This is a genomic window from Massilia sp. Soil_C_3, from assembly GCF_057657035.1.
In genome coordinates this window covers 257,694-272,981 of sequence record NZ_JBDGJG010000002.1, presented here as the reverse complement: position 1 = coordinate 272,981, position 15,288 = coordinate 257,694, and the positions used below count along the sequence as shown (strand labels likewise).

Sequence of the window (15,288 nt, the reverse complement as noted above, 5' to 3'; positions counted from 1 at the left end):
TACATTATTCGCCATGTGCACAATTTTTGTGGATAAGAATGTGAGGAAGCTTGAACTTTACTGCATAAGTGATTGATTCGATTGAGAATAGATCGACCTGCCTCAAAAGCAGGCAGTGTCGGATGCGCCATGTCCGGTCCGCGAAGACATCGATCGACAGCTTTACGGCCCTGTGCTGCACATAAAAGGTTTGCACAGATTCTGTGGACAACTTTGTGATCAAGCTCCCGGCTAGGGACTTAAGTCATTGATTCGTAACAATTCTACTTATCGTGCCCAAACGGTACGCACTCCCCCTCCGATCGGATGAGTTCCCCACAGTTTTTGTGGATAAACCGCTCTCAAACGACATTACCCCGGCGATAAGCCATTGATTAAACAAGGTTTTCAATAGATTGCATTGAAAAGCAGCAACATTGCCAGACCCGAGCCCTGGGCTGGAAAACCACTTGCCGCTTGCCGATGGGGGATAATGCTCGCTTTCGCCATTTTTGCCAGCCCGCCATGCAAGCACCGAACGACGCCGATCCAGCCTTCACCGCCCCTGCCGTCCTGAGCGTCACCGCCCTGAACCAGCAAGTGGCGCGCCTGCTGGAGCGCTCGTTCCCGCTGGTCTGGATTGGCGGCGAGATCTCCAATTTCACGCGCGCAGCTTCCGGTCACTGGTATTTCACGCTGAAGGACGATGCGGCCCAGGTGCGCGCCGTGATGTTCCGCAGCCGCGCGCAGTCGGCCGGCTTCACGCCGCGCGAAGGCGACAAGGTCGAGGTGCGGGCCCTGGTGACCCTGTATGGCGCGCGCGGCGATTACCAGATCAACGTCGAGGCGATCCGCCGCGCCGGCGTGGGCCAGCTCTACGAAGCCTTCCTGCGCCTGAAGGAAAAACTGGCCGCGCAGGGCCTGTTCGACGCCGACCGCAAGCGCCCACTGCCGCTGTTCGCGCGCAGCATCGGCATCGTGACCAGCCCCCAGGCCGCCGCACTGCGCGACGTGCTGACCGCCCTGCGGCGGCGCGCCCCGCACGTGCGCATCGTGCTCTACCCTGCCCCGGTCCAGGGGCAGTTCGCCGCCGACAAGATCGCCGAAGCCATCATGACGGCCTCGCGCCGCGCCGAGGTGGACGTGCTGCTGGTCTGCCGCGGCGGCGGCTCGATCGAGGATTTGTGGAGCTTCAACGAGGAGTGCGTGGCGCGCGCCATCGACGCCTGCGCGATCCCCGTGATCTCGGGCGTCGGCCATGAAACCGACGTCACCATCGCCGACTTCGCCGCCGACGTGCGCGCCGCGACACCGACGGCGGCCGCCGAACTGGCCGCCACGCCGCGCGCCGACTGGCTCGCCTCGCTCGAGGGCGACGCCCTCGACCTGCAACGCGCCATGGAGCGCCGCCTGCACGACGCCGGCCAGGGCCTCGACAACCTGAGCCGCCGCTTGTTGAGCCCCTCGGCCCAGATCGGCCACCAGCGCCTGAAACTGCTGTCGCTGGCCACGGCCATGACGCACGCGGTCAAGCTGCCGGTCAACCGCCACGGCCTGGCGCTGGCCCAGCTGCAGCAACGCTGGTCGCGCCACCGTCCCGACATGCGCGCCCTGCGCGCCCGGCTGGCGTCCGACAGCCGCCACCTGAACGCGAGCCTGTGCAGCCAGCTCAGGGCGCGGCGCGAAGCGCTCAATGCCCTGGCTGCCCAGCTCGAGCTGCTCAACCCGCAGCGCACGCTGGAGCGCGGCTATGCCATCGTGCGCGACGGCAAGGGCCAGATCGTGCGCGATCCAGCCCAGATCCACGCGCGCGACACGCTGACGGTGCGGCTGGCCAATGGCAGCGCCGAGGTCGGCGTGGCCCAGGTCCAGAGCGTGCTGGAGTGAATCCGGATCGGTTGCCGGGGCTGCAAAAAATGCAAGCCTGCAACGTTGCTCTATATTGCGTAGAATAACGGCGCTATAAGAACAGCAACCTTTCCCAACCACTAAGGAACGCACACATGGAACACACCCTGCCGCCACTGCCGTATGCCAAGGACGCCCTGCAACCGCACATCTCGGCCGAGACCCTGGAATACCACCACGGCAAGCACCACCAGACCTATGTGACCAACCTGAACAACATGATCAAGGGCACCGAGTTCGAGAACCTGTCCCTGGAAGAGATCATCAAGAAGTCGAGCGGCGGCGTGTTCAACAACTCGGCCCAGGTCTGGAACCACACCTTCTTCTGGAACTGCCTGAGCCCGAACGGCGGCGGCGCACCGACCGGCAAGGCGCTGGACGCGATCAACGCCAAGTGGGGTTCGTTCGACAAGTTCAAGGAAGAGTTCAACAAGTCGGCACTGGGCAACTTCGGCTCGGGCTGGACCTGGCTGGTGCAAAAGGCCGACGGCAGCGTCGACATCGTCAACACCACCGGCGCCGGCACCCCGCTGACGACCACCGACGTGCCGCTCTTGACCGCCGATGTCTGGGAACACGCCTATTACATCGACTACCGCAACGCGCGCGCCAAGTTCCTGGAAGCGTTCTGGAATGTCGCCAACTGGGAATTCGTGAACAAGAATTTCGTCTGAATGCGCTGACGGTCATGCCGGCGACGGCATGATGCGTCGACGACCAGGGCCCGCTCGCGCGGGCCTTTTTTTCGCCGGCGCCGGAATCTAGTCGCCGCCACCGCCACCGCCACCGCCGCAACCACTCCCGCCTCCACCATCGCCGCAACCGTCGCTGCCGTCAGCGGAATCGACGATGGCAGTGCCGCCATCGCCTGTTTGCGCCTCCGGCCCTGGTTTCTTCATCAGCGCCAGGTAAGTCATTTCGCTGACCAGGCCCGCACCGAAGAGCGCCGGCAGCGCGAGATCTGGATGCACGTGCGCAGGCCCGGGCTTGCTCCCTGCCGCATCGAGGCGCCGATAGACGATGTCGCCACGCTCGATCCAGTAACCGTGGCCGTTCGGCATGTGCAGACGGGCGTCGAGAGCGAACAGCTGCGGCAGGCCGGGGCCGTGCGAAGGCTGCCCTTCCAGTGCGCGGCATCCGACGAGCGTCTGTGCCAGGGCTGTGCGATCGAGGGCAGACTGCGGCAGGTGCGCAATCGTGGTTCCGAAGTGGCGCCGGCAAAAGCGGGCGAGATCGTCGGCGTCCCAGCGCATCCACGCATGCCAGACCGAGTCGGCGGCCAGCGACGGCAGTGCGCACGGCTTGCCGCGCCGTGTGGATGCGTCGAAAAATGTCATCAGTCCGGTAGCGGCCCGATGAAAGAACAGGCGGTCGGCAGGCATGCCCGGAAATTCTTCGGGTCCGACGCGCTGCCAGTAGGCATGCAAGCCCGGCGCGAGTTGCACCAGTTGTTCACGATAGCGTGAGCGCCGCAGCTCGCGGCGCACGCGCCAGTCATCGATCCAGTTCATATGCCCGCATGCTCTCGGTTGACATGGATCGCATCATACCGCGCCCGCTTTTACTACTGGAACAGGAAGTGCAGATCGAGTCGCTCGCCACTCAGGGCGCCATCGTAGCCTGGCAGCGCCGACAGCACCTCCCGGAAAGCGCCGCTCGCCATCGCCGCCTGCGCCAACGTCAGCAGCGGCGTGTCCAGGGCGCCGACATCACAGGCCAGGAAGTACCGCTCGCGAATCACCGGAATGAAATCGAGATCGAAGCGCCGCGCCGCCGTCTCGACGCCGAAGCCTACGTCGGCCATGTCGCTGGCGACATAGGCGGCCACCGCCGCGTGCGTGAATTCGGCGGTGCCGGAGCGGTTGATCACGGCGGCGTCAACGCCACGGTCGGCCAGCAGCAGTTCGAGCAGCACCCGCGTGCCGGACCCCTTCTGGCGGTTGACGAAGCGCAGATCCTGGCGCGCCAGATCGGCCAGGCCGGTCACGCCCTTCGGATTGCCCTTGGCGACGAAGATCCCCTGCATGCGATACGCCAGGTGCAACAGCGCGTGGCGCTCGGGATCGAGCCAGGGCCGGTACTTGGCGGCCGCCGCCCCTTCCAGTTCGCCGACCGGCAAGTGAAAACCCGCCAGGTCGCACTCGCCACGCGCCAGCGCCGCCACCGCATCGCTGCTGCCCCGATAATTGATGTCGACCGTGACGCCATGCTCGTTCAGCTGCGTCACCAGGGCGGCCACCGCGAACCCGTGCGAGGCGGTCAGGCGCAGCACCTGTGCGTCGCCGACCAGTACCCGCGCCAGTTCCTGCTGCAATTCCGAGGCCAGGCTGTCGAGCGTGGGGGTCAGGCGGGCGTGGATGCGGCGGTCGGCCCACATCAGCTTTTCGGCGAGCGGCGACAGCACCGTGCCCTTTCCGCGCACCTTGTGAACGAGTTCCACGCCGAACTGCGCCGAGAACTGCTGCAGCAGTCCCCAGGCATGGCGGTAGGACATGCCGCGCGCCGTGGCGGCCTTGCTGATCGAACCAAGCTGGCTCACCGCCAACAGCAGCCCGAGCAGCGCCGGCAGCGCGGTCGGCTCCCCGGAGGCATCGCGCACGATCCAGTCCGGCCGTATCTCCACTCTGATCATATGCAAAATCCTTCATATTGAACACCGGTGAATCGGGTGCTACTCTGGTCTGAGCAGTCAATAAAAGCCGTTATATATGTTCCGATAAACATATGCAAGGCAGAGATGGAGACACCATGAAACAAGACAGCACCGAAACGCGCCGCGTCATCGGCGACATCCTCGCACTTCATGCGCATAACGGCCAGCTTGGCCAGGACTTGCTGCTGCCGGTGCTGCATGCGATCCAGGACCGGCTTGGCTTCATCCCGCCCGATGCGGTCGAGGGGCTCGCGCAAAGCTTCAACCTGTCGCGCGCCGAGGTGCATGGCGTGATCACCTTCTACCACTACTACAAGACCACGCCGCCGGCACGCTGCACGGTGCAGGTCTGCCGCGCCGAGGCCTGTCAGAGCATGGGCGGCGACGCCCTGCTGTCCCACGTCCAGCAGGCGCTCGGTTGCGAGCTGCACGCGCATACCGCCGATGGCGGCTTCGCGCTGGAACCCGTGTACTGCCTAGGCCAGTGCGCCACCGCGCCGGCCATCATGATCAATGACGCCGTCCACGCGCGCGTGACGCCGCAGCGTTTCGACAAGCTTGTGGCGAAGCTGTCCACCAACGCCGAGGAGGTCGCATGAGCGTGCGCATCTATGTTCCCGCCGATTCGGCGGCGCTGGCCTTGGGCGCCGACGATATCGCCAGCGCGATCCGTAGCGAGGCCGCGCGGCGCGGCATCGCCATCGACCTGGTGCGCAACGGCACCCGCGGGCTGCTGTACCTCGAACCGCTGGTCGAAGTCGAGACCCCGGACGGGCGCATCGGCTTCGGCAACGTCGACGAAAGCGACGTGGCCGCCCTGTTCGATGCCGGCTTCCACGACGGCCAATCCACGCACCGCCTGGCGCTCGGCCTCGTCGAACAGATTCCGTATCTGGCCCGGCAGACCCGCCTGACCTTCGCCCGCTGCGGCATCACCGATCCGCTGTCCCTGGCCGACTACGAGGCCCACGGCGGCTACCGCGGCCTGCGCCAGGCCGTGACCATGACGGGCGCCGACATCGTCGCCGCAGTCACCGCCTCGGGCCTGCGCGGACGCGGCGGCGCCGCCTTCCCCACCGGGATCAAGTGGAACACGGTGCTGCGGGCGCCGGCTTACCAAAAATACATCGTCTGCAATGCCGACGAAGGCGATTCCGGCACCTTCGCCGACCGCATCGTCATGGAAAGCGATCCTTTCGTCCTGATCGAGGGCATGACCATCGCCGGCCTCGCCGTTGGCGCCACCCGCGGTTTCATCTACGTGCGCAGCGAGTATCCGCACGCAATCGCCGCGCTCAATCACGCGATCCAGACCGCCACGCGCGCGGGCCTCCTTGGAGCGAACGTCGCCGGCAGCGGCCGCGCCTTCGAGCTCGAGGTGCGCAAGGGCGCCGGCGCCTATATCTGCGGCGAAGAAACCGCCCTGCTCGAGAGCATCGAGGGCAAGCGCGGCGTGGTGCGCGCCAAGCCACCCCTGCCCGCGCTGGCCGGCCTGTTCGGCCAGCCGACCGTCATCAACAATGTGCTGTCGCTGGCCTCGGTGCCCGTCATCCTCGACAAGGGAGCCCAGTTCTACCAGGACTTCGGCATGGGCCGCTCGCGCGGCACCCTGCCGGTGCAACTGGCCGGCAATATCAAGAACGGCGGCCTGATCGAACTGGCGTTCGGCGTCACACTGCGCGAGATCATGTATGACTACGGCGGCGGCAGCGCCAGCGGCCGTCCGATCAAGGCGGTGCAGGTGGGCGGCCCGCTGGGCGCCTATCTGCCGGCCTCGCAGTGGGACACCCCGCTCGACTACGAAGCCTTTGCCGCCCTGTGGGCGGTGCTGGGCCATGGCGGCATCGTGGTCCACGACGACAGCGCCGACATGGCGAAGCTGGCGCGCTACGCGATGGAGTTCTGCGCCGTCGAATCGTGCGGCAAATGCACGCCCTGCCGCATCGGTTCCACCCGCGGCGTGGAGGTGATCGACAAGATCCGCGCCGGCACCGAGCGCCCCCAGCAGGTGATTCTGCTGCGCAGCCTGTGCGACACCATGCTCAACGGCTCGCTGTGCGCGATGGGCGGCATGACGCCCTACCCGGTGCTGTCGGCGCTGAACCACTTCCCGCAAGACTTCGGCCAGGTGGCCGGCGACGAACTGGCCGCCTGAGCGGCAGCCCAGGAGAACACGATGATCGAAACCATCCTCACCCGCGATTTCGGCACGCCGGCGAAAGAAATCAACCTCGCCACCGAGATGATCACCTTGAGCATCGACGGCGTCCAGGTCACCGTCCCGGCCGGCACCTCGCTGATGCGCGCGGCGGCCGAGAACAGCATCAACATCCCCAAGCTCTGCGCCACCGACAGCCTGGAGCCGTTCGGCTCCTGCCGCCTGTGCCTGGTCGAGATCGAAGGCCGCCGCGGTTATCCGGCGTCCTGCACCACGCCGGCCGAAGCGGGCATGGTCGTGCGCACCCAGACTCCCAAGCTGCAGGAAGTGCGCAAGGGCGTGATGGAGTTGTACATCTCCGACCACCCGCTCGACTGCCTCACCTGCCCGGCCAATGGCAACTGCGAGCTGCAGGACATGGCCGGCGTTACCGGCCTGCGCGAAGTGCGCTACGGCTACGAGGGCGCCAACCACCTGAAGCTCAAGAAAGACGAGAGCAATCCCTACTTCACCTTCGATTCCTCCAAGTGCATCGTGTGTAACCGCTGCGTGCGCGCCTGCGAAGAGACGCAAGGCACCTTCGCGCTGACCATCTCCGGCCGCGGCTTCGATTCCCGCGTCGCCGCCGGCCAGAGCGAAGCATTCATGGAATCCGAATGCGTCTCGTGCGGCGCCTGCGTCGAAGCCTGCCCCACCGCCACGCTCACCGAAAAATCGGTCATCTGGCTCGGCCAGGCCGAGCACAGCATCACCACCACCTGCGCCTACTGCGGCGTCGGTTGCTCGCTCAAGGCGGAAATGAAAGGCAACGAGGTGGTGCGCATGGTGCCGGCCAGGGACGGCAAGGCCAACGAGGGCCATGCCTGCGTCAAGGGCCGCTTCGCCTGGGGCTACGCCACCCACAAGGACCGCATCCTGAAACCCATGATCCGCGCGAAGATCACCGATCCGTGGAAAGAAGTCTCGTGGGACGAAGCCCTCGATTACGCAGCATCGGAATTCAAGCGCATCCAGGCCAAGCACGGCAGGGATTCGATCGGCGGCATCGTCTCATCGCGTTGCACCAACGAAGAAGGCTATCTGGTGCAAAAGCTGGTGCGCGCCGCCTTCGGCAACAACAACGTCGATACTTGCGCCCGCGTGTGCCACTCCCCCACCGGCTACGGACTGAAAACGACGCTCGGCGAATCGGCCGGCACCCAGACCTTCAAGTCGGTCGAGAAGGCCGATGTGATCCTGGTCATCGGCGCCAACCCGACCGACGGCCACCCGGTGTTCGCCTCGCGCATGAAGAAGCGGCTGCGCCAGGGCGCGCGGCTGATCGTCATCGATCCGCGCCGCATCGACCTGGTCAAGTCGCCGCACATCCGCGCCGATTATCACCTGCAGCTACGGCCCGGCACCAACGTGGCGATCGTCAGCGCGCTGGCCCACGTGATCGTCACCGAAGGCCTGATGGCCAACGATTTCATCACCGAGCGCTGCGATATGCGCGCCTTCGCCCAGTGGCGCGCCTTCGTCGCCCAGCCCGAGAACTCGCCGGAAGCGATGGAAGCGATCACCGGCGTGCCGGCGCAGCAGGTGCGCGATGCCGCCCGCCTGTATGCGCTCGGCGGCAATGGCGCGATCTTCTATGGCCTGGGCGTGACCGAACACGCGCAGGGTTCCACTGCCGTCATGGGCATCGCCAACCTGGCGATGGTCACCGGTAACGTCGGCCGCGCCGGGGTGGGCGTCAATCCGCTGCGCGGACAGAACAATGTGCAGGGTTCCTGCGACATCGGCTCCTTCCCGCACGAGCTGCCGGGCTATCGCCACGTCTCGGACACCACCGTGCGCACGCTGTTCGAAGAGGCCTGGGGCGTGCCGCTGCAGGCCGAACCGGGGCTGCGCATCCCGAACATGTTCGAGGCCGCCCTCGACGGCAGTTTCATGGGCCTGTATTGCCAGGGCGAGGACATCGTCCAGTCCGACCCGAACACCCAGCACGTCACCGCGGCGCTCGAATCCATGGAATGCATCGTGGTACAGGATATCTTCCTGAACGAGACCGCCAAGTATGCCCACGTGCTGCTGCCCGGCTCCTCATTCCTGGAAAAGGACGGCACGTTCACCAATGCCGAACGCCGCATCTCGCGCGTGCGCAAGGTGATGCCGCCACGGGCCGGCTATGCCGACTGGGAAGTCACGGTGGCGCTGTCGAACCGGCTGGGCTATCCCATGAACTACCGCCATCCGTCCGAGATCATGGACGAGATCGCGCTTCTCACGCCGACCTTCAGCGGCGTGAGCTACCGCCGCCTCGATGAACTGGGCAGCATCCAGTGGCCATGCAACGACGAAGCGCCGGACGGCACGCCGACCATGCACGTCGACGGCTTCGTGCGCGGCAAGGGCCGCTTCATCATCACCCAGTACGTCGCCACCGACGAGAAGGTGACGCGCAAGTATCCGCTGATCCTGACCACCGGCCGCATCCTGTCGCAGTACAACGTCGGCGCGCAGACGCGCCGCACCGAGAACGTGCGCTGGCATGCCGAAGACCGGCTCGAGATCCACCCGCACGATGCCCAGGAGCGCGGCATCGAGGAGGGCCAGTGGGTCGGCATCCATAGCCGCGCCGGCGAGACCGTGCTGCGGGCGATGGTCACCGAGCGCATGCAGCCGGGCGTGGTCTACACCACCTTCCACTTCCCCGAATCGGGCGCCAACGTCATCACGACCGAGAACTCCGACTGGGCCACCAACTGCCCCGAATACAAGGTCACGGCGGTGCAGGTGATGCCGGTCCAGCAGCAGTCGGACTGGCAGCTGGAATACGCCCGCTTCAACCAGATGCAGCTGGGCCTGGCGGAGCCGGTCGCATGATGGGCGCGCTCGACATGGATGCGCACCCCAAGGTGCAAGGGCCCGTCCAGCACTTTCCGAGCGCCTGCATGACCGTGACGCGCACGCACGGCGGCCAATTGCGCAGCACGCAGGACGAATTGGCTGAGGAAGTACCGGTTGCGCTCGAGTACAACGGCGTCTCGCACGCGGTGATGCTGGCGACACCCGCCGACCTGGAGGAGTTTGCGCTCGGCTTTTCCCTGAGCGAAGGCATCGTCGCCTCGCCCGCCGAATTCTATGGTGTGGAGATCGAACACGCTGCAAGCGGCATCACCGCCCACATCGACCTCGCCGCCGGCGCCTTCATGCGTCTCAAGGAGCGGCGGCGCAGCCTGGCGGGCCGTACCGGCTGCGGCCTGTGCGGCGTCGACAGCCTGGCCCAGGTGGTGCGGCCCCTGCCCTGGCTGGCGCCGACGCGGGCGCTGTCCGGCCCGGCGATCCGTCGCGCCCTGCTCGATGCCAGGGCCCAGCAGCCGCTCAACCGCATTACCGGCGCCACCCATGCGGCCATCTGGTGCGGCCGTGACGGCAGGCCGCGAGCTGCATTCGAGGACGTCGGCCGCCACAACGCGCTCGACAAGCTGATCGGCGGCCTGCACCTGGCCGGGGCCGACCCGGCCGATGGTTTTTGCCTGATCACCAGCCGCGCCAGCGTCGAGATGGTGCAGAAAGCCGCCACCGTCGGCATCGCCGCCATGGTCGCCATCTCGGCGCCTACCGCCCTCGCCGTCCGTACCGCGCTCGGTTGCGGCCTGACCCTGGTCGCCTTCGCCCGCGGCGACGACTTCGTCGCCTACGCCCACGGCGCCAATATCGCAATGGAGTCCGCATGAACATCGACAACCTGGTCACGATGGCCAACCAGATCGGCACCTTTTTCGAGTCCTACCCGGATCCCCAGGAAGGCCGCACCGAAATCGCCAACCACCTGCAGCGCTTCTGGGCGCCGCGCATGCGCAGCCGGCTGTTTTCGCATCTCGACGAAACCGAGGGAGAGGGACTCAAGCCGATGGTGATCGAGGCCTTGCTGGAGCACCGGCGCGACCATATGCCGCCTCCGCCGCCAGGCGGTGATGCGGGTTGATCACCAGGTCATTCCGCAAGCCTGAACACGCCAGTCCCGCTGCCAGGACACGCCAGTCCAGCGACCTGAGCACGTCATTCCCGCGGAGGCGGGAATCCAAGTACGTTACGCAGCCACTGCGTTAAACCGTAGTGGCAACGCTTAAGACTTGGATTCCCGCCTGCGCGGGAATGACGTGCTGGGGCCGCGGGAATGACGTGCTGGGGCCGCGGGAATGACGTTTTCGGCTACGGGACTAGCATGCTGCGGGACTGGATGAACAGGATCAAGCCTGCGCCGTCTCAAGCTGCGCCAGCCGCGCGCGCAGCTTGCGTTCTTCCCCCCAACGTTCGGTCTCGTCGCGCACCAGGGCGACGATCGCCGACACCTCCCCACCCGGCCCGTGCAACAGCGCCACCGTGAAGGCGATCGACAAGGGTTTGCCTTCCTTGTGCAGTGCCGGCACACGCAAGATGTCGCTGCCGTAACGCGTCTCGCCCGTGTCCATGGTCTTGTGATAACCGTCCCAGTGCCGCTGGCGTTGACGCTCGGGGATGATCAGGTCCAGCGATTGCCCGATGGCCTCGCTTTCGGTAAAGCCGAAGATGCGCGTGGCGGCGGCATTCCAGAACGTGATATCGCCTTTCGCGTCGCAAACGACGACGCCGTCGCCCAGCGCCTGCAGCAGTTGTTGAAAATCGATGTCGGCTTGCATGGTCAACCCTCCCCCATAAAAAAAAGGTGCGCGTCGCAAACCACCGACGCGCACCGGACTGTCGTTTTATCTAGCCAGGCCCGCGATCACACCACCTGCTTTTCGTGCAGCGCCGCGATGTCTTTCTGGCTGTAGCCAAGGCCTTCCAGCACTTCGTCGGTGTGTTCGCCCAGCAGCGGCGAACCCTTGATGTCGACCTTCATGTCCGAGAACTTGATGGGGCTGCCCACGGTGAGGTAGGTGCCGCGTTCCTTGTGCTCGACTTCGGCGATCGTGCCGCTGGCGCGCAGCGATGGATCGGCGGCGATTTCCTTCATCGACAGCACTGGCGAGCAGGGAATGTCGAACTTGCGCAGGATGTCGACCGCCTCGAACTTGGTCTTGTCCTTGAGCCAGTCCTCGATCGTCCCAAAGATGGCGAAGATCTTGTCCTGGCGCGCGCCGGCGGTCATGTAGGCCGGGTCGTCGATCCACTCTTCCTTGCCGAGCGCCTTGCAGATCGGCGCCCAGGCATGGCCCTGGATGGTGAAGTAGATGTAGGCGTTGGGATCGGTTTCCCAGCCCTTGCACTTGAGCACCCAGCCCGGCTGGCCGCCGCCGCCGGCATTGCCGCCGCGCGGCACGACGTCGGAGAACGTGCCATGCGGGTACTGCGGATACTCTTCCAGGTAGCCGACCCGGTCCAGGCGCTGCTGGTCGCGCAGCTTGACGCGGCACAAATTGAGCACGCTGTCCTGCATCGACACCGCCACCTTCTGGCCCTTGCCCGTCGTGTCGCGCGCACGCAGGGCGGTCAGGATGCCGATCGCCAGGTGCATGCCGGTATTGCTGTCGCCCAGGGCGGCGGCGCTGACGGTCGGTGGGCCGTCGTCGAAGCCGGTGGTCGAGGCCGCGCCGCCGGCGCACTGCGCCACGTTCTCATAGACCTTCAGGTCTTCGTAGTGGTGGCCGTCGCTGAAGCCCTTGACCGAGGCCACGATCATGCCCGGGTTCAGTTCCTTGATGTGCTCCCAGGTAAAGCCCATGCGGTCGAGCGCGCCCGGACCGAAGTTCTCGACCAGCACGTCCGACTCCTTGATCAGCTTGGTCAGGATTTCCTTTCCTTCGGGCTTCTTGGTATCGAGCGTCAGCGAACGCTTGTTACTGTTGAGCATGGTGAAATACAGGGCGTCGACGCCGGGGATGTCGCGCAGCTGCGAGCGCGTGACGTCGCCCGCGCCGGGACGCTCGACCTTGATCACATCGGCGCCGAACCAGGCCAGCAGCTGGGTGCAGGCCGGGCCGGCCTGGACGTGGGTGAAGTCGATGATCTTGATGCCTTCGAGTGGTTTGCTCATGATGTCAGTCTCCTTTATTCAGTCGATAGTGCGGGCACCACCGGCGGCCTCGTGGGCGCCGGCGGTCGTGCGTGTCGCTTCGCTGTACTACTGATCGGTCACTTTTTCGCGTTGCTTTGCGGATTCAGATTGGTCAGGCGGCCGCTCTCGGTGCCGGCGGTCTCGTCGATCACGGCATTGATCAGGGCGGGCTTGCCGGCGGCGATTGCCTCGCTCAGCGCCCGGGTCAGTTCTTCCGGGCTGGTCACGTGGTAGCCGATGCCGCCGAAGGCCTCGATCATCTTGTCGTAGCGGGCGTTCTTGACGAACACGGTCGGGGCGACGTCCTTGCCGCCGGTTGGGTTGACGTCGGTGCCGCGGTACACGCCGTTATTGTTGAAGATGATGGTCGTCACCGGCAGCTCGTAGCGGCAGATGGTCTCGAGCTCCATGCCGGAAAAACCGAAGGCGCTGTCGCCTTCGATCGCGACCACCGGCTTGCCGCTGACGACGGCCGCGCCGATCGCGTAGCCCATGCCGATGCCCATGATGCCCCAGGTGCCGGAGTCGAAACGCTTGCGCGGCTGGTACTGGTCGACGATGCTGCGCGCGTAATCGAGCGTGTTGGCGCCCTCGTTCACCAGGTTGATGTCGGGGTGCTGCTTGAGCACGTCGCGGATGGCACGCAAGGCGGTGTGGAAGTTCATCGGCGCCACGTCGCGGTTGAGCAGCGCCGCCATCTTGGCCGTGTTCTGCTCCTTGCGCTCGGCGATGGGGCCCAGCCATTCCGCGTCCGGTTTGGCGATGCCGGCGCCGTCGAGCCCGTCGAGCAGGGCCGCCACGCACGAGCCGATGTCACCGATCAGCGGCGCGGCGATCGCCACATTGCTGTCGATCTCGGTCGGCGAGATGTCGATCTGGACGAACTGCTTGGGCTTGCCCCAGGTCTTGCCCTTGCCATGGGCCAGCAGCCAGTTGAGGCGTGCGCCGATCAGCACCACCACGTCGGCCTCGGCCAGCACGTAGGAGCGGGCCGCCGAAGCCGACTGGGCATGCGTATCAGGCAGCAGGCCCTTGGCCATTGACATCGGCAGGTAGGGAATCCCGGTGCGCTCGACCAGCGCGCGGATGTCGTCGTCGGCCTGCGCGTAGGCGGCGCCCTTGCCAAGCAGGATCAGCGGCTTCTTCGCGCCCTTGAGCAGCGCCAGCGCGCGCTGCACCGAGTCCGGGGCCGGGATCTGGCGCGGCACCGCGTCGACCACCTTGATCAGGGAACGCTTGGCGTGGCCAGCCTCGATCGTCTGCGCCAGCAGCTGGGCCGGCAGGTCGAGATAGACGCCGCCAGGACGGCCCGAAACGGCGGCGCGGATCGCCCGCGCCACGCCGACGCCGATGTCCTCGGCCTTGTTGATGCGGTAGGACGCCTTGGCGTAGGGCTTGGCCGCGTTCAGCTGGTCCATTTCTTCATAATCGCCCTGCTGCAGGTCGACGATCTCGCGCTCGCTCGAGCCCGAGATCAGGATCATCGGGAAGCAGTTGGTGGTCGCGTTGGCCAGCGCCGTCAGGCCGTTGAGGAAGCCTGGCGCCGAGACGGTCAGGCAGATACCCGGCTTTTGCGTCATGTACCCGGCGATTGCCGCGGCATTGCCGGCGTTCTGTTCATGACGAAAGCCGATGAAACGCATCCCTTCGGCCTGCGCCAGGCGCGCCAGGTCGGTAATCGGAATGCCGACCAGGCCGAAGATCGTATCGATGTCGTTGTGTTTCAAGGCATCGATTACCAGGTGGAAGCCGTCGGTCACGTCTACCGATACGTGGTTAGTCATTGCTGTCTCCAGTTATTGTCGATCCGGGCAGAACGCGGTGTGTATCGCCCGCAAACCATCATAGCCAGCGCGCCTGATTTGTCTCATTGACCATGGTCAATTTTGGCCGCATGATGCGAGAATCTCGCTAAACGGCCGCGTTCATGACGACTATTGCAAATCACTCGGAACGGAACATCATTCGTCTGCAGTTAAAGCAGAACATAGTGCTCAAGGAACTGCGCGACAGCGAGATGGCGGCGCTCGAGCCGTACCTGACGATCGAGAACCACCAGAAGGGCGACCTGCTCATGAACCAGGGCGTGCACGAGATGTCGCAGTACTTCATCCTGGACGGCATCCTCAAGCGCCAGGTCTCCAACCAGGAAGCCAAGGAGATGATCCTGCGCTTCTCGGCGGAACGGGACATCGAAACCAGCTACGCCGCCTGGTGTCTCAAGATGCCGACGCCATTTTCCATCGCGTGCGTCACCAAGGTACGGGTGGCGCGCATGCCGCTGCCGCAATGGGTCGATTTCCTAGCAAGTCACAGCACCGTGAAGCAGGCCTTTGAATATGAGGTCATGAACCTGATGAGCGCCATCATGGCGCACACCATCACGCTGCATCTGCTCGATGCGCCGGGCCGGGTCCACCGCTTCATGCGCAAGCACCCCGACCTGTTCGAACGGCTGCCCAAGAAAGAACTGGCGGCGTATTTGAACCTGTCTCCGGAAACGTTGAGCCGGTTGAAAAATCGGGGGAAGATTTGAAGACCAGGCGAAGTCATTGATCTCGTTGG

Annotated in this window: 13 protein-coding genes; 8 read left to right on the top strand and 5 right to left on the bottom strand. The window is 65.2% G+C overall.

Annotated elements, in window-relative coordinates:
* Window positions 1–504: 504 nt before the first annotated feature.
* Together xseA and AC3A6F_RS04165 are read left to right on the top strand one after the other, a co-directional pair.
* Window positions 505–1,866, top strand: coding sequence for an exodeoxyribonuclease VII large subunit (xseA, locus tag AC3A6F_RS04170; RefSeq protein WP_487678706.1), 1,362 nt, complete (start codon window positions 505–507; stop codon window positions 1,864–1,866).
* Between the two features lie 116 nt (window positions 1,867–1,982).
* Window positions 1,983–2,561 carry a superoxide dismutase gene (locus AC3A6F_RS04165; protein ID WP_487678705.1) on the top strand — a complete coding sequence of 193 codons (579 nt, stop codon included), beginning with the start codon at window positions 1,983–1,985 and terminating at the stop codon, window positions 2,559–2,561.
* 87 nt (window positions 2,562–2,648) lie between these two features.
* Here the strand turns inward: AC3A6F_RS04165 and AC3A6F_RS04160 are convergent, their stop codons facing one another.
* Together AC3A6F_RS04160 and AC3A6F_RS04155 are read right to left on the bottom strand one after the other, a co-directional pair.
* Window positions 2,649–3,398: a hypothetical protein gene (locus tag AC3A6F_RS04160; protein WP_487678704.1), complete on the bottom strand. Its 750-nt coding sequence runs from the start codon at window positions 3,396–3,398 to the stop codon at window positions 2,649–2,651.
* A 53-nt stretch (window positions 3,399–3,451) separates the two neighbouring features.
* Complete coding sequence (locus tag AC3A6F_RS04155) at window positions 3,452–4,519, bottom strand: substrate-binding domain-containing protein (RefSeq protein ID WP_487678702.1); 1,068 nt, start codon at window positions 4,517–4,519, stop codon at window positions 3,452–3,454.
* A 116-nt stretch (window positions 4,520–4,635) separates the two neighbouring features.
* On the opposite strand from AC3A6F_RS04155, the gene AC3A6F_RS04150 reads away from it, so the two are divergent.
* Genes AC3A6F_RS04150 through AC3A6F_RS04130 form a run of 5 tightly spaced genes read left to right on the top strand, consistent with a single transcriptional unit; the run spans window position 4,636 to window position 10,671 of the window.
* Window positions 4,636–5,139, top strand: coding sequence for a formate dehydrogenase subunit gamma (locus tag AC3A6F_RS04150; RefSeq protein WP_487678701.1), 504 nt, complete (start codon window positions 4,636–4,638; stop codon window positions 5,137–5,139).
* Window positions 5,136–6,695, top strand: coding sequence for a formate dehydrogenase beta subunit (locus AC3A6F_RS04145; RefSeq protein WP_487678700.1), 1,560 nt, complete (start codon window positions 5,136–5,138; stop codon window positions 6,693–6,695). Before AC3A6F_RS04150 ends, AC3A6F_RS04145 begins: the two co-directional genes overlap by 4 nt.
* A gap of 21 nt (window positions 6,696–6,716) precedes the next feature.
* On the top strand, window positions 6,717–9,566 hold the full coding sequence (gene fdhF / locus AC3A6F_RS04140; protein WP_487678699.1) for a formate dehydrogenase subunit alpha: 2,850 nt from the start codon (window positions 6,717–6,719) through the stop codon (window positions 9,564–9,566).
* The gene (gene fdhD / locus AC3A6F_RS04135; protein ID WP_487678698.1) at window positions 9,563–10,420 is read left to right on the top strand and encodes a formate dehydrogenase accessory sulfurtransferase FdhD; all 858 of its coding nucleotides are present in this window, start codon (window positions 9,563–9,565) and stop codon (window positions 10,418–10,420) included. Before fdhF ends, fdhD begins: the two co-directional genes overlap by 4 nt.
* Window positions 10,417–10,671 carry a formate dehydrogenase subunit delta gene (locus AC3A6F_RS04130; protein WP_147933859.1) on the top strand — a complete coding sequence of 85 codons (255 nt, stop codon included), beginning with the start codon at window positions 10,417–10,419 and terminating at the stop codon, window positions 10,669–10,671. The genes fdhD and AC3A6F_RS04130 overlap by 4 nt, the downstream gene beginning before the upstream one ends.
* Before the next feature lie 265 nt (window positions 10,672–10,936).
* On the opposite strand, the gene AC3A6F_RS04125 is transcribed toward AC3A6F_RS04130, so the two are convergent.
* The 3 genes from AC3A6F_RS04125 to oxc form a co-directional block, all read right to left on the bottom strand.
* Window positions 10,937–11,365 carry a PAS domain-containing protein gene (locus AC3A6F_RS04125; protein WP_487678697.1) on the bottom strand — a complete coding sequence of 143 codons (429 nt, stop codon included), beginning with the start codon at window positions 11,363–11,365 and terminating at the stop codon, window positions 10,937–10,939.
* A gap of 86 nt (window positions 11,366–11,451) precedes the next feature.
* Window positions 11,452–12,702 carry a formyl-CoA transferase gene (frc, locus tag AC3A6F_RS04120; RefSeq protein WP_147933861.1) on the bottom strand — a complete coding sequence of 417 codons (1,251 nt, stop codon included), beginning with the start codon at window positions 12,700–12,702 and terminating at the stop codon, window positions 11,452–11,454.
* Between the two features lie 98 nt (window positions 12,703–12,800).
* Window positions 12,801–14,507 (bottom strand): oxalyl-CoA decarboxylase, encoded by a 1,707-nt coding sequence (gene oxc, locus AC3A6F_RS04115; protein ID WP_487678696.1) that lies wholly within the window; start codon window positions 14,505–14,507, stop codon window positions 12,801–12,803.
* A 143-nt stretch (window positions 14,508–14,650) separates the two neighbouring features.
* On the opposite strand from oxc, the gene AC3A6F_RS04110 reads away from it, so the two are divergent.
* The gene (locus tag AC3A6F_RS04110; protein WP_487678695.1) at window positions 14,651–15,259 is read left to right on the top strand and encodes a Crp/Fnr family transcriptional regulator; all 609 of its coding nucleotides are present in this window, start codon (window positions 14,651–14,653) and stop codon (window positions 15,257–15,259) included.
* Window positions 15,260–15,288 lie beyond the last annotated feature (29 nt).